The sequence below is a fragment of the Flavobacterium sp. Root901 genome (genome assembly GCF_001429765.1).
Taxonomy (GTDB): Bacteria; Bacteroidota; Bacteroidia; order Flavobacteriales; family Flavobacteriaceae; genus Flavobacterium.
This window is the reverse complement of sequence record NZ_LMJB01000010.1, coordinates 116,222-136,387: the sequence shown is the minus strand read 5'-3', so window position 1 is coordinate 136,387 and position 20,166 is coordinate 116,222. Positions and strand designations below refer to the sequence as shown.

Genomic DNA, 20,166 nt, shown 5'->3' with positions numbered 1-20,166 from the left:
TTATTCTATGACCGAAATGTCTTTTTTCATTGCTTGATATTCTTCGATTAGATTATTTCTTTTAAAAAAATGCTCTAAGTCTGCTAATCGTTTTTTGTTATCGTATTGAATACAGGAATTTAATTTTCTTTGGCACACAGAACACAATCTTATCGAATGCCTGTCTGTTTCTTCCATGCTGTTAGTGCCGTTCATTACACAATCTGCATTTGTGCAATGGTGCAGACCAAACATATGCCCAATTTCATGAGAACTAATTTTAAGTAATCGGGATAAACATAAATTAAAATTTTCCGTAGTCAGTTCTCCGTCCTGTAATCTGTAAATTGAACTTACCCCTACTTTATCTCTATATGAAGCCAGACCAAAAACAAAATTCCATTCCGGTTTAGGATATAAATCCAATTCTGAAAGTCCCATTAATGCAATGCTATTTTCAGGCTTTTCTTCTTTTAAAACATCATTTAAAAGATATCCAGCCAATAATTGTTCATGATCTTCAATCATTCGTCTTGCAGAATTTGGCACAACATCATTAGAAATGGGTTCTAAAGTTTTTGTTTTTAACTGGAAATAAATTTCTAAATATTCATTAACAAGCTGAATCTGTTTCTTTTGCAGAGAATTAAAATTTCCAATCGGTTTTATGTAAATAATATTTTCCTCCTTAGTTGGAACAATATGCTTAGACCTGTAATATTGTTCAAAAGTTTGTCCATTTTCGTTATGGGAAAACAGCCAGTCTCCATAAGAAGGTTTAGGAAGTTTAACATCATTATTTTTTATCTGCTTAAAATAAGTATCTTCTTCCGGAATTAATTTTAAGCCTGCTTTTGAAGTTTCTGCTGTTTTTTCTTTGTTACAACAGCAAAGCAGTATAAAAATAAGGATGGTTATTTTCTTCATTTATTTTGGAGATTGATTTAAAAGATTATTTCAAATTAATTCTTTAAAAATAAACTTTTCATCATAATCAACTTCAAATTTTTCGAGAAAATTGATGTATTCTTCTTTAAAGGTTTTGGTTTTATGATGCTGTTCCTGATTCTCTATATAATTCGCAACTGCGCTTAATTGAGATTTACTATAGGAAAACGCACCGTATCCTTCCTGCCATTCAAAATGAATTTTGGTAAATTTATTTTCATTTATCCATTTCGATGAATTTTGCTTTATGCTTTTCATCAGTTCAGATATGGATTGAGCCGGACGTATTCCAACCAAAATATGAACATGATCAGAAACACCATTGATCGCTAATAATTTATGGTTATTGTTTTTGATAATTCCTGAAATGTATTTGTATAAATCATTTTTCCAGGTTGCATGTATAACTGCTTGTTTATATTTTACAGCAAAAACAAAATGTATATGAATTTGTGTGTAGGTATTTGCCATTATGTGTAGTCCCTACGGGACATTTTTTTTATTGTTTTATCTTTTCTACCTATATATTATTCCTAATGGAATAGGATAATCATTTTTCAAATATATTAAAAAAGAAAGAATATTCTTTCTTTGTGTAGTTTGCCGGAATATAGTCCCTATGGGACATAAGCTGTTGCGTGATTTTTTTCTACCGATATTTTATCCCTAACGGGATTCCTTGCTACCTATATTTTGATTTATAAACATTGAGTTAGAAAGATTTTCTGCTAGGAACAAAATATCGGTAGATTTTTTTTGTATACACCGATTTTTTGTCCCGTAGGGACTATACATTCTATATCCCATTTTGGTTAATAATATTTTATCTCAACGAGATTATTAATTATTTAAAATTCAAATAATGGACATCGTAAAGATGTTCCGCCAGGAACAAAATATCGGTAGATTTTTTTATTTTATCTCAACGAGATTATTAATTATTTAAAATTCAAATAATGGACATCGTAAAGATGTTCCGCCAGGAACAAAATATCGGTAGATTTTTTTTGTATACACCGATTTTTTGTCCCGTAGGGACTATACATTTTATATCCCATTTTGGTTAATAATATTTTATCTCAACGAGATTATTAATTATTTAAAATTCAAATAATGGACATCGTAAAGATGTTCCGCCAGGAACAAAATATCGGTAGATTTTTTTNAATATTTTATCTCAACGAGATTATTAATTATTTAAAATTCAAATAATGGACATCGTAAAGATGTTCCGCCAGGAACAAAATATCGGTAGATTTTTTTTGTATGCACCGATTTTTTGTCCCGTAGGGACTATACATTTTATATCCCATCTTGGTTAACAATATTTTATCTCAACGAGATTATTAATTATTTAAAATTCAAATAATGGACATCGTAAAGATGTTACGCCAGGAACAAAATATCGGTAGAAATTTTTTGTACGTGCCGATTTTTTTGTCCCGTAGGGACTATACATTTTAACTTTGTATCTTTGCACCAAATTATTGAAGAAAAATGCGAATTGACATTGTTACACTTTTACCGGAATTATTAAGAAGTCCTTTTGAAGCTTCGATTATGAAACGTGCCATTGACAAAGGTTTGGTCGAAGTTCATTTTCACAATCTGCGTGACTACAGTACAAATAGACAAAAAAGTGTAGACGATTATCCGTTTGGCGGCGGCGCCGGAATGGTAATGACAATTCAGCCTATTGATGATTGTATTACACATCTTAAAAGTCAGCGTGAATATGACGAAGTAATTTATATGTCTCCTGATGGCGAAACTTTAAATCAAAAAATGGCCAACAAAATGTCGATGTACGAAAACATTATTATTTTGTGTGGACATTATAAAGGTGTTGACCAGCGTGTTAGAGATCATTTCATTACAAAAGAAATATCAATTGGAGATTATGTTTTATCCGGAGGAGAATTAGGTGCTTTGGTTTTATCTGATGCTTTAATTCGTTTAATTCCTGGTGTTTTAAGTGACGAAACTTCTGCCTTGACAGATAGTTTTCAGGATAATTTACTCTCAGGACCAATTTATACAAGACCTGCAGATTATAAAGGCTGGAAAGTTCCAGAAGTTTTAACAAGCGGGCATGCAGCCAAAATTGATAAATGGCGCGAAGATGCCGCTTACGAACATACTAAAAACAGGCGCCCTGATTTGCTGGAAGAGAAATAGTTTTTTAGTTTTCAGTCTCAGTCTCAGTTTACAGACTGAAAACTGAGACTGAGACTGAAAACTGAGACTAAAAACTACTACTAACCTCAATTTATCAACAACTTAAAAAAAATGCAATTTATAATTCATAATTTATAATTATTTTTTACATTTGCACCCGAATTAGACCAACCTCTGGCGAGATCCGTGTATGTTGCTTTAAATAAACTATAATAATAAAATTATCATGGCAGATTTATTAAAGTTCGTTCAAAACGAATTCGTTGCTAAAAAAGATTTCCCAGATTTCGGAGCTGGAGACACAATTACTGTTTTCTACGAAATTAAAGAGGGTGAAAAAACAAGAACTCAGTTTTTCAAAGGAGTTGTTATTCAAAGAAGAGGTTCTGGTAACACAGAGACTTTCACGATTCGTAAAATGTCTGGAGCTATTGGAGTTGAGCGTATCTTCCCGGTAAACTTACCAGCTTTACAAAAAATCGAAATCAACAAAAAAGGTGCAGTTCGTAGAGCTAGAATTTTCTACTTCAGAGAACTTACTGGTAAAAAAGCTAAGATTAAAGATAAAAGAAGATAATCATTTATCAATCTGTTATAAAAAACTCGTTTCATATCATTTGAAACGAGTTTTTTTTATGCCTTAATCGCATCCAGTATCAAAACCGTAATTTTTTAATATCAAAATCGCCGATTTGATAATTTAATGAGTTCGAAATAACAATCTGATAATTCATCCTTTTCCAGATAAAACTACACCGTTTTCGGACTGTTTTTATTATATTTGCTCCGCTCATTTTTGAGCCAACTCATACCTTTACATCGCCATTCTTGACGACACGATTATAAAAAAAAAAAAAATGACACAGAATTCAAAAATTTTTTACACCTTAACTGATGAGGCGCCATTATTAGCGACTTATTCTTTATTACCTATTGTTCAAGCTTTTACTTCTACAGCTGGTATTGCTATTGAAACTAGAGACATCTCTTTGGCAGGAAGAATTTTATCAAATTTTCCTGAGTCTTTAACAGATGCTCAAAAAACAGGTGACGCTCTTGCAGAACTTGGTCAATTAGCTACAAAACCAGAAGCTAACATTATTAAATTACCAAACATTTCAGCATCTGTACCGCAATTAAAAGCGGCCATAGCTGAATTACAATCTCACGGTTACAACGTTCCAAATTTCCCAGAAGATCCACAAAACGATGCTGAAAAGGAAATTAAAGCAAAATATGCAAAAGTATTAGGTTCTGCTGTAAACCCAGTTTTACGTGAAGGTAACTCTGATCGTAGAGCGCCAAGAGCCGTTAAAAACTTTGCAAAAGCAAATCCACACTCGATGGGTGCATGGTCTGCAGACTCAAAAACAAAAGTAGCTTCTATGCCAAACGGTGATTTCTACGGAAGTGAAAAATCATTGACTGTAAACGAAGCAAACGATGTAAAAATCGAATTTGTTGCAAAAGATGGTTCTACAACTGTTCTTAAAGCAAGTACTCCGCTTAAAGCTGGTGAAATCATCGACAGCTCTGTTTTAAGTGTAAAAAAATTAAAAGCTTTTGCTGCTGATGCTATTGCAGAAGCTAAAAAAGAAGGCGTTTTACTTTCTGTGCATTTAAAAGCTACAATGATGAAAGTTTCAGATCCAATTATCTTTGGCGCTATCGTTGAAGTATATTTTGCTGATCTTTTCAAAAAATACGAAACTTTATTTGCAGAATTAAATATTGATACAAGAAATGGTTTAGGTGATATCTACGCAAAAATTGCTGGAAGACCTGAACAGGCTGAAGTTGAAGCTGACATTACGAAAGCTATCGAAAACGGACCAGCTTTGGCAATGGTTAATTCTGATAAAGGAATTACAAACTTACACGTTCCTTCTGACGTTATTGTTGATGCTTCTATGCCGGCAATGATCCGTACTTCAGGACAGATGTACAACAAAGAAGGAAAACAACAAGATACAATCGCAGTTATTCCAGACCGCTCTTATTCCGGTATTTATACAGCAACTATTGATTTCTGTAAAAAACACGGTGCTTTTGATCCTAAAACAATGGGAAGTGTTCCTAACGTTGGATTAATGGCTCAAAAAGCAGAAGAATACGGATCTCACGATAAAACTTTCCAAATGCAAGCTGACGGAGTTGTTCGTGTGGTTGACCAAAATGGAAATGTTTTAATGGAACAAAACGTTGAAACAAATGACATTTTCAGAATGTGTCAGGCAAAAGATGCTCCAATTCAGGACTGGGTTAAACTGGCTGTAAACAGAGCTCGTCTATCCAGCACCCCGGCTGTTTTCTGGTTAGATGAAAACAGAGCGCACGACAGAGAATTGATCGCTAAAGTTCAAAAATACCTTAAAGATTACGATACTACAAACTTAGATATCCGTATTTTAAACCCAATTGCTGCTACAGAATTTACTTTAGACAGAATTATCAAAGGTTTAGACACTATTTCTGTAACAGGAAACGTTTTACGTGATTACTTAACAGATTTATTCCCAATTCTTGAACTAGGAACTTCTGCAAAAATGCTTTCTATCGTTCCTTTAATGAACGGTGGAGGATTGTTCGAAACTGGTGCCGGAGGATCTGCTCCTAAACATGTTGAGCAATTTACACAAGAAGGATATTTACGCTGGGATTCATTGGGAGAATTTTTAGCTCTTGGTGCTTCATTAGAGCATTTAGGACAAACTTTAGATAATTCTAAAGCAATAGTTCTGGCTGAAACTCTTGACGAAGCAAACGATAAATTCTTAGCAAACGATAAATCTCCGGCTCGTAAAGTGGGACAAATTGACAACCGTGGATCTCACTTTTATCTGGCTTTCTATTGGGCACAGGCTTTAGCTGCTCAAAATAAAGATGCTGAATTAAAAGCCATTTTCTCTCCAATTGCTGCTGAATTTGAAGCCAACGAAGCAAAAATCGATGCTGAATTAATTGGAGCGCAGGGAAAAGCTCAAAACATTGGCGGATATTATCAGCCAACTCCTGAGTTAATAAGCAAAGCAATGCGTCCTAGTGAAACATTCAATGCTATAATTGCAAAAATCAAATAGTATTCGCTTCACTGCGTTTAACCACAATAGAAAAAGGACAGCTCGCAAAGCTGTCCTTTTTTATTCTTAACTTATGTTTAACAAAAGTTCGGCCGTAATATTTAGTAAGAATTACTATCTATGTATATCAAAACCAGCACGATGATTACAAAAAAAATCAGCCTTTTTTTAATTATTATCTTTACAGCTTTTACTTCTTTTTCACAGGAAAAATTTACACTCAGCGGTACTATAAAAGATTCTAAAAATAATGAAACATTAATTGGGGTCAACATTTATATTCCGGCATTAAAAATTGGAACAACAACAAACGAATATGGTTTTTATTCCATAACAGTTCCCCGGGGCGAACACCAAATTGAGATTAGTTATGTGGGTTATCAAACGATTCAGCAGACTGTTGTTTTAAACCAGAATACCAAAAATAATTTCTCTATCAGCGAAAGCGGCGAAGAACTTCAGGAAGTTGTAATTACGGACAATAAAGGAAAAATAAATATTAAATCGCCTGAAATGAGTGTCAACAAACTCTCGATTTCAACCATTAAAAAAATGCCGGTTGTGTTAGGCGAAGTTGATGTTTTAAAATCAATTTTATTGCTTCCGGGCGTTACCAATGCAGGCGAAGGCGCATCTGGTTTCAATGTTCGCGGCGGCGGTGCAGATCAGAATTTAATTTTACTGGATGAAGCGACAATCTTTAATTCTTCTCACGTTTTTGGTTTTTTCTCTGTTTTTAATCCGGATGCCATAAAAGATTTAAAATTATATAAAGGAGGAATTCCGGCACGTTTTGGCGGAAGAGCTTCTTCTGTATTAGATATTTACCAAAAAGACGGAAGCAGTAAAGATTTTCATGTAAATGGCGGAATTGGTTTAGTTTCAAGCCGATTGCTTCTCGAAGGCCCTATTGTAAAAGACAAAGGTTCGTTTTTGATTGGAGGAAGAGGCTCGTATGCTCATTTATTCTTAAAACTATCCGAAAAAAACAAAGATAATTCGGCTTACTTTTATGATCTGAATGCCAAATTAAGTTATAAATTAAACGACAATAACAATTTGTATTTGTCGGGATATTTTGGACGGGACGTATTCAGCTTAAACAAAAGTTTTACCAACATTTACGGAAATTCAACTTTAAATCTGCGCTGGAATCATTTATATTCTGATAAACTGTTTTCTAATTTATCCTTGATTTACAGCGACTATTATTATGGACTTGACTTAGATTACGTAGGATTTAAATGGGACTCGGGAATTAAGAACTACAATATCAAATATGATTTCAAACATTATATTTCAGATAAATTCAAATTGAATTATGGTCTGAATGGAATATATTATGAATTTAACCCAGGAACTATTAAACCTAGTTCTAACGATTCCGGGATTAATCCGGATCAATTAGATAAAAAATATGCATTTGAACCCTCAATTTACTTAGATGCCGAAAATCAGCTTTCAGAAAGAATAACCATAGCTTACGGATTACGATACAGTTTGTTTTACCGTTTAGGCGCATCGACTATAAATTATTATGAAAATGACAGCCCGGTTGTTTTTGATTCGGATATGCAGATCTATGAAAAAGGAACACCCTCTTTGACAAAATATTTTGGTAAAAATAAAGTAATTAAGAATTATAATAATTTAGAACCAAGGCTTTCTGTTTCTTATCAGTTAAATGAAGATCAGTCCATAAAAGCGAGTTACAATCGTATGGCACAATATCTTCAATTGATTTCAAATACCTCATCTCCTACTCCGCTTGATGTCTGGATGCCGAGTGACAATTACATCAGGCCTCAAATTGCAGATCAGGTTGCGATAGGATATTTCAGGAATATAAAAGACGGAGCTTATTCACTTGAAGCAGAGAGTTTTTATAAAAAAATTCAAAACCGATTGGATTATATTGACGGCGCCGATTTAATTGCCAATAATGCCATTGAACAAGTCATTTTAAACGGAAGAATGCGTGCTTACGGTTTAGAAATCATGGTGAAGAAAAATGAAGGAAAATTTAATGGCTGGGTTTCTTATACTTTATCAAAATCGGAACAGCAGACTCCGGGAAGAACTCCCGAAGAACCCGGAATTAATAACGGACAATGGTACAGTTCTGCTTATGATAAAACACATAATTTAGCCATAACCTCAGCTTATAACTTAAACGAAAAATGGTCTTTTGGAGCCAGCTTTGCTTTGCAGTCCGGACAGCCGGTCACGTATCCAAACGGACAATATGAATATTTAGGAATTACAGTTCCGAGTTACGGTTTGCGAAATGAAAATCGTCTTCCGGCTTATCATCATTTAGATGTTTCGGCCACGCTTACACCGCGAAACAACAAAGGCAGAAACTGGAAAGCAGAATGGGTTTTTAGTATTTGCAATCTATACAACCGCAGCAACGCAGCTTCTATCAACTTCAGGCAGAATGCAGATACCGGATTAAATGAAGCCGTACGATTATCGATATTTGGAATCGTACCTGCCGTTAGTTATAACTTTAAATTTTAAAATCATTTCTCTAAGAAATAAAAAGAGTTCTTATGAAAAAAGCAACCGCATTAATCGTCTTATTTGTATCGGTTTTCTTTACAAGCTGTGAAGAAGTAGTTGATGTTGATTTAGATACCGCGCCGCCAAAACTGGTTATCGAAGCCGCTATTAACTGGCAAAAAGGTACAACAGGAAAACAGCAGTCGATCAAATTAACGACAACAACAGGGTATTTTCAGGAAGTAATTCCAACTGTTTCCGGAGCTCAAATCTACATTCGAAACAGTCAGAATGAACAATTTAATTTTACAGAAGTTCAAAAAACAGGTCGTTATCTCTGCAATAATTTTTCTCCAAAAATTAACGAAACTTACACTTTAACCGTTATTAGCGGCGGAAACACTTATACAGCATCAGAAATTCTAAAATCTGTAGCACCAATTACGAGAATTGAGCAAAATAACGAAGGCGGATTTACCGGAGAAGACATCGAGGTAAGGGCATATTATAATGATCCTGCCGATGCTGATAATTTTTATTTGTATAAATATGTGTATTCCAACAAAGTTACGTCCAATTTTTATGCAGATGAAGATAAATTTTTTCAGGGAAATGAATTCTTCAGTGTTTCTGATGACGACGAACTAAAAGCCGGCGACGAGATAGAAATAACACATTACGGAATTTCAAAACAATACTACAATTACATGAATATTTTGGTAAGTATCGCCGGAAGCAATGTTGGCGGGCCTTTTCAATCGCCGCCCGCAACCGTAAAAGGGAACATCATCAATACAACCAACAAAGCAAACTATCCTTTAGGTTATTTTTCTCTAAGTGAAAGCCAGACTAAAAAATTTAAAATTCAATAAAAAAAATGGAACCCAGAATTGAAACATTAGCTGAGAAAAAGCTGGTTGGAAGATATATAGAAATGTCTTTTACGGATAATAAAACATTTCAACTATGGAGTGGTTTTATGCCAAAAAGAAAAGAAATCCTAAATACGACAAATGATAATTTGTATTCGCTAGAAGTTTTCCCTGACGGTCATTTTGATAATTTTGATCCGGATAAAACTTTTCAAAAATGGGCTGCTGTAGAAGTTAGTGATTACACAAATGTGCCGTCAGAAATGGAAACTCTTATTGTTCCAAATGGCTTATATGCTGTTTTTATACATTATGGGCCTGCATCAGAAGGTCATAAAACCTATCATACTATCTTTGCAGAATGGCTGCCAAATTCTGAATATCTTGCTGACGACAGACCTCATTTTGCAGTAATGGATCATAAATACAAAAAAGACGATCCTGATTCTGAAGAAGAAATTTGGATTCCGATAAAAAAAAGAAACTAACTTTAGCCTAAAAACATGCTGATTGAAACTCTAAAAACGCTTTTAAACCGAGATTTGAATAAACTTAAATTTGAAATTGAATCGTACGAATTCGAAAAACAAATTTGGGCCGTTGAAAACGATATTTCAAATTCTGCCGGAAATCTTTGTCTGCATTTAGTGGGAAACCTCAATACTTATATTGGAGCAGAAATTGGAAAAACAGGATATATCCGTGATCGCCCTTTAGAATTTTCTCTAAAAGACATTTCAAAATCAGAATTAATTCAGAAAATTGAAAACACAATCGCAGTTGTAAATAATGCACTGGACAAACTAACCGAAGGGGATTTAAATTCAATTTATCCGCAGATTGTTTTCGAAAAAGAAATGACAACCGGATTCTTCCTCGTTCACCTTTCTACACATTTAGCTTACCATTTAGGGCAGATTAATTATCATCGTCGTTTATTAGACCGATGAAAAAATCTAACGTAAAATCTAAAAGGTAAAATCAGAAATCTAAATTTCTAGCTGTACATTTGCAAAACATTCAAAAAAACTCACATGTCATCACATCATATAGTCCGAGACGATCAGGAACCAGCTTTGATAATTGCAAACGGAGCTGCCTGCAATCCTGAATTGTTAGGTCAGCTGCTCGAATGGTCCCCGCTGGTTATTGTATTAGACTCAGCCATAGAGAGAGTGATTGAATTAGGAATAAAAGTCGATGTCCTTTTAGGTGATTTTGACCGTGGTTTTGATCCCGAAATTTATAAAACTTCACAATATCCGCTGGAAATTGTTCACACTCCGGATCAGGATAAAACCGATTTGGAGAAAGCTTTTGATTATCTGATTAAACGAAAAATCCCGGCTGTAAATGTTGTTTGGGCAACAGGAAAACGGGCAGATCATACGATTACCAATCTTACGAATATTGTTCGTTACCGCGATTTACTTAAAATTGTTATTCTGGACGATCATTCTAAGATTTTCCTTCTACCAGCAAAATTTGAAAAATGGTATACCGCAAAAACGCCTATTTCGCTGATTCCCATTGGCGTAGTAAACGGAATTTATTCTACCAATTTAGATTATCCGCTGCAAAATGATACTTTAACAATGGGTTACAGAACCGGAAGCAGCAATTCGGTTAAAGAAGATGGTCTTGTCACTATTTCTCACACAAACGGAGATTTATTATTAATGGAATGTTTTGATTAGAAGCTAATCCTGCTGTCCACTATATCTTTTATGGTGAACCCCACCATAAAAGGATGCCGTTCCCATCAGGGCTATGGCAGTCGGTTTCATAATAAAATCTTTCTTCAAAAAAGGAATACCTATCTTTGCACCGAAATAAATCAAAATGAAAGCAGAAAACAATCCCAAAAAAGACAATTTACATCCAAGAAATCTTCATCGCTCCCGATATGATTTTGAACTTCTTATTTCAAATTGTCCGGAATTAAAAGCTTTTATTTCCATCAATAAATATGGAATAGAAACCATTGATTTTAGTAATCCTGCCGCTGTAAAAACCTTAAACAGAGCGCTTTTAAAAACATATTACAATATTGATTATTGGAACATTCCTTTAAATTATCTCTGTCCGCCTATTCCGGGACGTACTGATTATATTCATTACATTGCTGATTTATTAACAGAAACGAATAATAACCAGCTTCCTGATGGAAAGTCTGTTTTGGGATTAGATATCGGAACAGGCTCCAATCTAATCTATCCGATATTAGGAAATTCGATTTATGACTGGGCTTTTGTTGCGACAGATATTGATAAAAAAGCAATTGAAAACTGCAGTAAAATTATCGAAGCAAATCCAAAATTAATCGATTCAATTAGTTTACAGCAGCAAACCGAACCCCGATTTATTTTTAAAAACATTATAATTCCCGAAGATCGGTTTACATTCACGATGTGTAATCCGCCTTTTCATGCTTCTGCCGAAGAAGCGAATAAAAGCGCTGCCAGAAAAGTATCAAATTTAAATCCTAAAGAAAAAAGAAATACAAATCCTGTTCTAAATTTTGGCGGTCAAAATGCCGAATTGTGGTGTAACGGCGGAGAAATTGGATTTGTAACTCAAATGATTTACGAAAGTGCAAAATACGCTTCGCAATGTCTATGGTTTACTACTTTGGTTTCTAAAAAAGAAAATCTTTCATCGATCTATAAAACATTACAAAAAGTCAATGCAGTTTCTGTGAAAACAATCGAAATGTCGCAAGGCCAGAAAAACAGCCGTATTGTTGCGTGGAGTTTTCTAAAGGAAGAAGAACAGAAAAAATGGTTTTTATAAATATTTGATTCCAATACAAAACTTCATAATCTGTTTTCCTGAATTTATTTAATTATTATTTCAAATGTTATTTGGTTTAATGTTTTCAACATAAAAGTATAAATCTTAAAATTATGATACTTTAAAATTAAATTCTGATACACTTTTCGCCTCCAATAATGGTAATTTTAAGTTGAAATTGAACTTATTTATCATGTTAAAACTATACACCCGTCTTGCAATAGTATTATTTTTAGTAACAAGCTGTGCTTCAAAGAAACCAAAATTTGATGATTATGTCTTTAAAACTAAAAGTGAAGAACAAAAATATCAAACTGCTTACGACAAATCTTTAAAACTCTGGGAAATCCTTTATAATCAAGAAGATATTAAAACTTCATTTGGAACTGCGCATGTCATTACCGCTGGTCCAAAAAACGGAAAAGCTTTAGTTTTACTACACGGAATGGACGCCAGTTCTACCATGTGGTATCCAAACATTAAAGCCTTAGCTAAAAATCATCGTATTTATGCCATCGATTTTATAATGGAGCCCAATAAATCAAACTTAACTGCAAAACCACTTTCATCAGAAGAAATTGTTATTTATTACAATGAAATTTTTGATCATTATAAATTAAAAAAATTCGATATAATTGGCGCTTCACGCGGCGGGTGGATTGCAACTCTTTTAGCCACACAGAAAAACAATTCAATAGATAAAATAGTTTTATTGAGCCCGGCGCAAACCTTTAAATTTATCGATAAGGTTGGCAAAACAACTTCGGCATTAATGCTGAAACTTTTTCCAAATGAAAAGAAATTCGGAAAAACGCTTACAGCATTTTCAACACATCCTGAAAAAATAAGTCCGATTTATAAAAGACAGTTTTATTTAGCCAACAAATATGCAAAATCAAATTCCAGTATGCTTAAAATGCATCCTTTTTCAGATAAGGAATTAGAATCTGTTCAAAATCCGGTTTTAGTTTTAATTGGCGATAAAGATGTTATTAATTCCGAAGAAAGTCTGGAACGTGCAAAAAAACATTTACCAAACAGTAAATCGCAGATTATAAAAGATGCGGGGCATTTTTTAACAATCGATCAGCCCAAAATTACCAATGATGCTGTTATTAATTTTTTAGAATAGCTTTTAAACTTTGTATCTTTACAAAACTAATTTTTCATCAGTACCAAATGAATTTCCAAGTAGCTTCAGAATATAGTCCAAAAGGAGATCAGCCCCAAGCGATTCAAAAATTGGCACAAGGTGTAATCGACGGAGAAAAATATCAAACTTTATTAGGAGTTACAGGATCTGGTAAAACATTTACTGTTGCAAATGTTATTCAGGAAGTTCAGCGTCCTACTTTGGTTTTGGCACATAACAAAACTTTGGCGGCGCAGCTGTATTCTGAATTCAAACAGTTTTTTCCGAATAATGCGGTTGAATATTTCGTTTCTTACTACGACTATTATCAGCCTGAAGCTTTTATGCCCGTAACCGGAGTTTTTATTGAAAAAGATTTATCTATCAATGAAGAACTTGAAAAAATGCGTTTAAGCACTACTTCATCACTCCTTTCAGGACGACGAGATGTTTTGGTAGTGGCCTCCGTGTCTTGTCTTTACGGTATTGGAAATCCAGTTGAATTTAAAAAGAACGTAATTGAAATAACCCGAGATCAGGTTATTTCGAGAACAAAACTGCTTCATAGTCTTGTGCAAAGTTTATATGCCAGAACTGAAGCTGATTTTAATCCTGGAACTTTCAGGATTAAAGGGGATACTGTTGAAGTTTACCCAAGTTATGCCGACGATGCTTACAGAATACACTTTTTTGGAGATGAAATTGAAGAAATAGAATCTTTTGATGCCAAGACTTCTCAGGTTATTCAAAAATTTAAAAGACTGACAATTTACCCGGCCAATATGTTTGTGACTTCTCCGGAAGTTTTACAAGGTGCTATTTGGGAAATTCAGCAGGATTTGGTAAAACAAGTAGACTATTTTAAAGAAATTGGCAAACATTTAGAAGCTAAACGTCTGGAAGAAAGAACTAATTTCGACCTTGAAATGATTCGGGAATTAGGTTACTGCTCCGGAATTGAAAATTATTCAAGATATCTTGACGGAAGACAAGCCGGAACAAGACCTTTCTGTTTACTGGATTATTTTCCAAGTGATTATTTAATGGTTGTTGATGAAAGCCACGTAACCGTTTCGCAGGTTCATGCCATGTATGGAGGCGACAGGAGCCGTAAAGAAAATCTAGTCGAATATGGTTTTCGTTTACCTGCCGCTATGGACAACCGGCCTTTAAAATTTGAAGAATTCGAAGCCTTACAAAATCAGGTAATTTACGTATCGGCAACTCCTGCTGATTATGAATTGCAAAAATCTGATGGTATTTATGTCGAGCAGATCATCCGTCCAACGGGATTATTAGATCCTGTTATTGAAGTTCGCCCAAGTTTAAATCAAATTGATGATTTAATTGAAGAAATTCAGGTTCGCTGCGAATTAGACGAAAGGGTTTTGGTTACAACTCTGACAAAAAGAATGGCCGAAGAATTAGCCAAATATTTGACTAAAGTCAGCATCCGCTGTCGTTATATACATTCTGAAGTTGATACATTGGAACGTATCGAAATTATGCAGGATTTACGAAAAGGTATATTTGATGTTTTAATTGGTGTAAACTTACTTCGTGAAGGTTTAGATTTACCTGAAGTTTCACTTGTAGCCATTTTAGATGCAGATAAAGAAGGTTTTTTAAGAAATCATCGTTCTTTAACTCAAACCATTGGGCGTGCCGCAAGGAACTTAAATGGTAAAGCCATTTTGTATGCTGATAAAATTACGGCGAGTATGCAGCGAACAATTGACGAAACCAATTACAGAAGAACAAAACAGATTAATTTTAATGTTGAAAATAACATTACGCCTCAGGCATTAAATAAAAAAATCGAAAGCGCGTTTACAAAAAATCCTTTAGTAGAATACGAATTAGGACATACTTTACCGGCTGCTGCAGAACCGGAAACAGCCTATATGTCAAAAGCTGAGCTGGAAAAAATGATTCGTGAAAAACGAAAATCGATGGAAAAAGCAGCAAAAGACCTGGATTTTATGCAGGCCGCAAAACTGCGTGACGATATTAAAAAATTACAGGAACAATTATCTTAATTGTGTTGTTCCTGAAACACTCTTAATAAAACTTTAGGCTCAATCATAGCGTTTGGAGCCTTTTTCATCAAATCTAAAATTCGTTTTACCGCACTTGGATTTAATCCCATTTCGATTGCAATCTGTCGGATGGCTTTTGCTTCCTTTTCGTGTAAAATTCCATCGCAATGCATAATTAAAGCTAATCTGTAAAACTGCTGAATACGCTGAAATTCAGATTTTACTATCACCGGCTTTGTTTCCTGATGAAATAAATCACGAAAAACCTCCGGATCAACATGCAATTCCTGAGCAACTTTCCACAAAAAATCATACTCTCTTTTATGCAATTGCCCATCGACAGTCGAAAATGTAATCAATTCTAAAAGTAAACTTTTCTTTTGTGCCTCGGTATTCATCAATTTGTTATTTTTAGCTAAAATATTCTTTTAATTTTAAAACACAAAATCTTATGATTCGGGGATTTTTCATATTTATATTTCTTTGGATGATTTCCGGAAATGCACAAAGTACTGCATCAAAAAACGTTTCAAGCTTTACAATTGAAGCTCTTCAATTAAATACAAAAAAGAAAATCTGGATTTATCTTCCTGAAAATTATTCGGCTTCAGCCAAAAAATACAGCGTGATTTATATGCACGATGCCCAAAATCTGTTTGATGCCAAAACTTCTTTTGTAGGAGAATGGAATGTCGACGAAAAATTAGACAGCTTAAAAGCGCAGGTCATCGTAGTTGGAATTGAACACGGAAATGAGAAACGCATAGACGAATTAACGCCTTTTAAAAATGAAAAATACGGTGGCGGAAATGCAGATAATTATTTGGAATTTATCGTAAAAACATTAAAACCTTACATCGATAAAAACTACAGAACCAAACCAAAAAAGAAAAATACGATCATTTTTGGAAGTTCACTTGGCGGTTTGGTTTCGTATTATGCAGCCCTTAAATATCCTGACGTTTTTGGAAAAGCCGGCATTTTTTCTCCTTCCTTTTGGTATACAAATGACATTTACACCTTTACCGAAAACACACCAAAAGTTAAAACGAAATTTTATTTTTTATGCGGTGATAAGGAAGACGAAAATATGGTAAAAGACATGACAAAAATGGAAAAGTTATTGGATACAAAACGCTGCTATTGTCTTCATCTCACTAAATCGAAAGTTGTAAAAGGCGGCGAACATAATGAAAAATTATGGAGAGACAATTTTGCAGAGGCAATTTTGTGGTTAGGCTATTAATTCTATTTTTAATTTATGAAACTTACCTTAAAAGCTTACGATTTAAAATTAAAACATACTTTTCGAATTTCGAGAAAAACAATTGATTTTCAGCCTTCGCTAATTGTAATATTAGAACAAGACGGATTTTTTGGGTATGGAGAAGCAACTTCAAATCCGTATTATAATATTACAATCGAAATTCTGCAAAATGATATCGAACAGATTCGTACGCTGATTGAAGAAACTTCAACTGAAACCCCTGAAGAATTCTGGACAAAAATTGCTCCGTTTTTAAAAAATAATCCGTTTGCGTTATGTGCGCTGGACAATGCCTATAATGACTTATATGCCCGTAAAAAAGGTAAAAAACTATACGAATTGTGGAATTACGATATTGGTCATAATCCGTTGACGAATTATACGATTGGAATTGATACCGTCGAAAATATGGTCAAAAAAATGGAAGAACTTCCCTGGCCTATTTATAAAATTAAACTCGGAACTCCCGATGATATTACCATTGTAACCGAATTGCGAAAACACAGCGATGCTATTTTCAGGGTCGATGCCAATTGCGCCTGGACAGTCGGGGAAACTTTAAACAATGCAAAGGCTTTTAAAAATTTAAATATTGAATTTATTGAACAGCCTTTAAATGCAGATGACTGGGATGGTCAGCGAGAGGTTTTTACAAAATCGGTTTTACCAATAATAGCCGATGAAAGCTGTATAAAAGAAGAAGATGTCGCAAAGTGTTATAATCATTTTCATGGCGTAAATATTAAATTGATGAAATGCGGCGGCATAACTCCGGGAAGAAGAATGATTGCCGAAGCGAAAAAACTTGGTTTAAAAACAATGGTGGGATGTATGACAGAATCGTCTGTTGGAATTTCTGCAATTGCCCATTTATTACCGGAACTCGATTATGTCGATATGGATGGCGCGCTTCTTTTGGCAGAAGATATTGCAAGCGGAGTTTCAATTAAATATGGAAAAACCATTTATCCTGAGAAGACAGGAATTGGCGTAACATTATTCTAACATTTCCTTTTAAAATAATGTACCTTTGTAGAAATATTTCAGAAATAAGATTTAAAACCTGAAACCTGAAATCTTACACTTGAAACAAAAAAGAAAAATGACAAACAACGATATACTTAAAAAACTACGCGTGGCTTTAATGCTCCGTGACGATCAAATAGTAGAGATTTTAGAATTAGTAGATTTTAGAATTTCCAAATCTGAATTGGGCGCTTTTTTCAGGGCCGAAGATCATCCAAATTATATGGAATGCGGCGATCAGGTTTTGAGAAACTTCTTAAACGGATTAGTAATTCATTTAAGAGGAACAAAAGAAAATCCGAAAAACCCAAATGATGTTTTAGCAAAACACAAAGCTGAAATTCCGAAGAAAGAAACATCTAAAGAGAGACCTGAATTTAAAGCTGCGCCAAAAGACAGCGAAAAAGGAAGAGGTGATCAAAAACCTTCAAATACAGGAGCTGCAAAAAGACCCAAGAAGAAGGAATTCCCAAAAGGAAATGGAAAAGTACAAGTGGTAGAAAAAGTGGTTTACAAAAACGGGAAAAATAAGAAGTAAATTAACCGCAAAGTACGCAGAGATTTTTTAGCCACAGATTTCACAGATTATATTGATTTTAAATCCTTTTAATCTGTAAAATCTGTGGCTATATTTTTTAATGAAAATCATTTTTTTACGAATCTCACGTTTTGTAACCACATTGCTAAACTTTGCGTAGACGCACTGCAGTGCGTCTCTACGATATGCTTTGAACATAAAAAAACCATTCCTTTTGGGAATGGTTTTTTTTATAATTGAATTTCTTATTTTAATTAAGAAAGAGCAGCTTTAACCTGGTCAGCAGCTTCCTGGAACTGAACAGCTGATAAAATTGGCATACCAGAATTATCAATTAATTCTTTTGCAATTTCAGCGTTTGTTCCTTGTAAACGTACAATGATTGGCACTTTAATAGCGTCACCCATGTTTTTGTAAGCATCAACTACACCCTGAGCAACACGGTCACAACGAACGATTCCTCCGAAGATGTTAATTAAGATAGCTTTTACGTTTGGATCTTTTAAGATAATACGGAAAGCTGTTTCAACACGCTTAGCATCTGCAGTTCCACCAACGTCAAGGAAGTTAGCAGGCTCAAAACCAGCATATTTAATTAAGTCCATTGTTGCCATAGCAAGACCAGCTCCGTTTACCATACATCCTACAGTACCATCAAGGTCAACATAGTTTAGACCAACTTCTTTAGCTTCAACTTCAATTGGATTCTCCTCACGGATATCTCTCATTTCAGCATATTTTGGTTGTCTGTATAAAGCGTTATCGTCAATATTTACTTTAGCATCAACAGCTAAGATTTTGTTATCAGAAGTTTTAAGAACCGGATTGATTTCAAACATAGAAGCATCAGAACCAATGTAAGCATTGTATAATGCATCAATGAATTTCACCATTTCTTTAAAAGCATTTCCTGAAAGACCTAAATTGAAAGCAATTCTTCTGGCCTGGAAACCTTGTAATCCAACAGAAGGATCAATTTCTTCTGTAAAGATTAAGTGTGGAGTATGTTCAGCAACTTCTTCGATATCCATTCCACCTTCAGTAGAATACATGATCATGTTGCGTCCTGTACCTCTATTCAATAAAACAGAAACATAAAATTCAGAAGTTTCACTTTCACCCGGATAGTAAACATCTTCTGCAACTAATACCTTATTTACTTTTTTACCTTCAGGCGGAGTCTGAGGTGTAATTAACTGCATTCCGATGATTTGCTGCGCTAACTCTTCAACTTGTTGTAAGTTTTTTGCCAGCTTAACTCCACCGCCTTTTCCACGACCACCTGCGTGAATTTGTGCTTTTATTACGTGCCATCCTGTACCAGTTTCGGCAGTTAATTGTTTTGCAGCAGCTACAGCTTCAACCGCATTGTTAGCCACAATTCCGCGTTGTACGCGTACTCCGTAACTCGCTAAAATTTCTTTTCCTTGATATTCGTGTATGTTCATAATATTGAATTTGTCTGGTTCTGAATTTATTTCAGAATAAAAGTGCGACAAAAGTAACAAAATACAACTTAATAGTAAAATCTTTTTCTATTAAAAAATGACGCATATAGGTATTAAACGTTTATTCTTTTTCAACGCAAAGAAATAGTTAACGTAATGATTTGTTAAAGTTAACTGGAATCCACTAAAACGTTTGATATTTAACAAAAAAATCATTGATTTTATTAGCCTTACGACGATTTTTCTTAATATATTTTAATTGAGATTATCATTTTATCATTTCGCAATGGTTAATATAATATTATTATCAATTAAGAAGCCTTTTTCTAATATTACAACAAAAATGTAAGCGAAAGTATAA

At 34.2% G+C, this 20,166-nt stretch carries 18 protein-coding genes; 14 read left to right on the top strand and 4 right to left on the bottom strand.

Annotated features, from left to right (window positions below):
• Both ASE21_RS20090 and tnpA read right to left on the bottom strand, forming a co-directional pair.
• Positions 1–906, bottom strand: a complete 906-nt coding sequence (locus ASE21_RS20090; RefSeq protein WP_057124483.1) for an archaemetzincin — start codon at positions 904–906, stop codon at positions 1–3.
• 30 nt (positions 907–936) lie between these two features.
• Positions 937–1,398 carry an IS200/IS605 family transposase gene (gene tnpA / locus ASE21_RS20085; RefSeq protein ID WP_057124482.1) on the bottom strand — a complete coding sequence of 154 codons (462 nt, stop codon included), beginning with the start codon at positions 1,396–1,398 and terminating at the stop codon, positions 937–939.
• Between the two features lie 1,026 nt (positions 1,399–2,424).
• Here tnpA and trmD point away from each other — a divergent pair.
• The 11 genes from trmD to uvrB all read left to right on the top strand — a co-directional run bounded on the left by trmD (position 2,425) and on the right by uvrB (position 15,526).
• Positions 2,425–3,105 carry a tRNA (guanosine(37)-N1)-methyltransferase TrmD gene (gene trmD / locus ASE21_RS20080; protein WP_057124481.1) on the top strand — a complete coding sequence of 227 codons (681 nt, stop codon included), beginning with the start codon at positions 2,425–2,427 and terminating at the stop codon, positions 3,103–3,105.
• Between the two features lie 226 nt (positions 3,106–3,331).
• Positions 3,332–3,682 (top strand): 50S ribosomal protein L19, encoded by a 351-nt coding sequence (rplS, locus tag ASE21_RS20075; protein ID WP_057124480.1) that lies wholly within the window; start codon positions 3,332–3,334, stop codon positions 3,680–3,682.
• A 280-nt stretch (positions 3,683–3,962) separates the two neighbouring features.
• Positions 3,963–6,185 carry an NADP-dependent isocitrate dehydrogenase gene (locus ASE21_RS20070; protein ID WP_057124479.1) on the top strand — a complete coding sequence of 741 codons (2,223 nt, stop codon included), beginning with the start codon at positions 3,963–3,965 and terminating at the stop codon, positions 6,183–6,185.
• A 141-nt stretch (positions 6,186–6,326) separates the two neighbouring features.
• A complete protein-coding gene (locus ASE21_RS20065) occupies positions 6,327–8,708 on the top strand; it encodes a TonB-dependent receptor (RefSeq protein WP_057124478.1) in 2,382 nt (793 codons plus the stop codon).
• Positions 8,709–8,740: 32 nt separating this feature from the next.
• Complete coding sequence (locus ASE21_RS20060; RefSeq protein ID WP_057124477.1) at positions 8,741–9,562, top strand: DUF4249 domain-containing protein; 822 nt, start codon at positions 8,741–8,743, stop codon at positions 9,560–9,562.
• Positions 9,563–9,567: 5 nt separating this feature from the next.
• Positions 9,568–10,050 carry a GyrI-like domain-containing protein gene (locus ASE21_RS20055; protein ID WP_057124476.1) on the top strand — a complete coding sequence of 161 codons (483 nt, stop codon included), beginning with the start codon at positions 9,568–9,570 and terminating at the stop codon, positions 10,048–10,050.
• A 15-nt stretch (positions 10,051–10,065) separates the two neighbouring features.
• A complete protein-coding gene (locus ASE21_RS20050) occupies positions 10,066–10,512 on the top strand; it encodes a DinB family protein (RefSeq protein WP_057124475.1) in 447 nt (148 codons plus the stop codon).
• Between the two features lie 84 nt (positions 10,513–10,596).
• Complete coding sequence (locus tag ASE21_RS20045) at positions 10,597–11,259, top strand: thiamine diphosphokinase (protein ID WP_057124474.1); 663 nt, start codon at positions 10,597–10,599, stop codon at positions 11,257–11,259.
• A gap of 145 nt (positions 11,260–11,404) precedes the next feature.
• On the top strand, positions 11,405–12,355 hold the full coding sequence (gene rlmF, locus ASE21_RS20040) for a 23S rRNA (adenine(1618)-N(6))-methyltransferase RlmF (protein ID WP_057124473.1): 951 nt from the start codon (positions 11,405–11,407) through the stop codon (positions 12,353–12,355).
• 193 nt (positions 12,356–12,548) lie between these two features.
• On the top strand, positions 12,549–13,487 hold the full coding sequence (locus ASE21_RS20035) for an alpha/beta fold hydrolase (RefSeq protein ID WP_057124472.1): 939 nt from the start codon (positions 12,549–12,551) through the stop codon (positions 13,485–13,487).
• 47 nt (positions 13,488–13,534) lie between these two features.
• On the top strand, positions 13,535–15,526 hold the full coding sequence (gene uvrB / locus ASE21_RS20030; RefSeq protein WP_057124471.1) for an excinuclease ABC subunit UvrB: 1,992 nt from the start codon (positions 13,535–13,537) through the stop codon (positions 15,524–15,526).
• Here uvrB and ASE21_RS20025 read toward each other — a convergent pair.
• On the bottom strand, positions 15,523–15,924 hold the full coding sequence (locus ASE21_RS20025; protein WP_057124470.1) for an excinuclease ABC subunit B: 402 nt from the start codon (positions 15,922–15,924) through the stop codon (positions 15,523–15,525). The genes uvrB and ASE21_RS20025 overlap by 4 nt on opposite strands.
• A gap of 89 nt (positions 15,925–16,013) precedes the next feature.
• Between ASE21_RS20025 and ASE21_RS20020 the strand changes: the two genes are divergently transcribed.
• The 3 genes from ASE21_RS20020 to ASE21_RS20010 all read left to right on the top strand — a co-directional run bounded on the left by ASE21_RS20020 (position 16,014) and on the right by ASE21_RS20010 (position 18,357).
• Positions 16,014–16,772, top strand: coding sequence for an alpha/beta hydrolase (locus ASE21_RS20020; RefSeq protein WP_242410311.1), 759 nt, complete (start codon positions 16,014–16,016; stop codon positions 16,770–16,772).
• A 15-nt stretch (positions 16,773–16,787) separates the two neighbouring features.
• Positions 16,788–17,798 carry a dipeptide epimerase gene (locus ASE21_RS20015; protein WP_057124468.1) on the top strand — a complete coding sequence of 337 codons (1,011 nt, stop codon included), beginning with the start codon at positions 16,788–16,790 and terminating at the stop codon, positions 17,796–17,798.
• A 97-nt stretch (positions 17,799–17,895) separates the two neighbouring features.
• Positions 17,896–18,357 (top strand): DUF1456 family protein, encoded by a 462-nt coding sequence (locus ASE21_RS20010; protein ID WP_057124637.1) that lies wholly within the window; start codon positions 17,896–17,898, stop codon positions 18,355–18,357.
• A gap of 254 nt (positions 18,358–18,611) precedes the next feature.
• Here the strand turns inward: ASE21_RS20010 and sucC are convergent, their stop codons facing one another.
• The gene (gene sucC, locus ASE21_RS20005; RefSeq protein WP_057124467.1) at positions 18,612–19,805 is read right to left on the bottom strand and encodes an ADP-forming succinate--CoA ligase subunit beta; all 1,194 of its coding nucleotides are present in this window, start codon (positions 19,803–19,805) and stop codon (positions 18,612–18,614) included.
• Positions 19,806–20,166: the final 361 nt, after the last annotated feature.

Coding starts and splice junctions, on each gene's coding strand:
- trmD (WP_057124481.1), top strand. CDS start 2,425: ATGCGAATTGACATTGTTACACTTTTACCGGAATTATTAAGAAGTCCT.
- ASE21_RS20070 (WP_057124479.1), top strand. CDS start 3,963: ATGACACAGAATTCAAAAATTTTTTACACCTTAACTGATGAGGCGCCA.
- ASE21_RS20055 (WP_057124476.1), top strand. CDS start 9,568: ATGGAACCCAGAATTGAAACATTAGCTGAGAAAAAGCTGGTTGGAAGA.
- ASE21_RS20045 (WP_057124474.1), top strand. CDS start 10,597: ATGTCATCACATCATATAGTCCGAGACGATCAGGAACCAGCTTTGATA.
- tnpA (WP_057124482.1), bottom strand. CDS start 1,398: ATGGCAAATACCTACACACAAATTCATATACATTTTGTTTTTGCTGTA.
- ASE21_RS20035 (WP_057124472.1), top strand. CDS start 12,549: ATGTTAAAACTATACACCCGTCTTGCAATAGTATTATTTTTAGTAACA.
- rlmF (WP_057124473.1), top strand. CDS start 11,405: ATGAAAGCAGAAAACAATCCCAAAAAAGACAATTTACATCCAAGAAAT.
- ASE21_RS20025 (WP_057124470.1), bottom strand. CDS start 15,924: ATGAATACCGAGGCACAAAAGAAAAGTTTACTTTTAGAATTGATTACA.
- ASE21_RS20050 (WP_057124475.1), top strand. CDS start 10,066: ATGCTGATTGAAACTCTAAAAACGCTTTTAAACCGAGATTTGAATAAA.
- ASE21_RS20020 (WP_242410311.1), top strand. CDS start 16,014: ATGATTTCCGGAAATGCACAAAGTACTGCATCAAAAAACGTTTCAAGC.
- sucC (WP_057124467.1), bottom strand. CDS start 19,805: ATGAACATACACGAATATCAAGGAAAAGAAATTTTAGCGAGTTACGGA.
- ASE21_RS20015 (WP_057124468.1), top strand. CDS start 16,788: ATGAAACTTACCTTAAAAGCTTACGATTTAAAATTAAAACATACTTTT.
- ASE21_RS20060 (WP_057124477.1), top strand. CDS start 8,741: ATGAAAAAAGCAACCGCATTAATCGTCTTATTTGTATCGGTTTTCTTT.
- ASE21_RS20065 (WP_057124478.1), top strand. CDS start 6,327: ATGATTACAAAAAAAATCAGCCTTTTTTTAATTATTATCTTTACAGCT.
- ASE21_RS20010 (WP_057124637.1), top strand. CDS start 17,896: ATGACAAACAACGATATACTTAAAAAACTACGCGTGGCTTTAATGCTC.
- ASE21_RS20090 (WP_057124483.1), bottom strand. CDS start 906: ATGAAGAAAATAACCATCCTTATTTTTATACTGCTTTGCTGTTGTAAC.
- rplS (WP_057124480.1), top strand. CDS start 3,332: ATGGCAGATTTATTAAAGTTCGTTCAAAACGAATTCGTTGCTAAAAAA.
- uvrB (WP_057124471.1), top strand. CDS start 13,535: ATGAATTTCCAAGTAGCTTCAGAATATAGTCCAAAAGGAGATCAGCCC.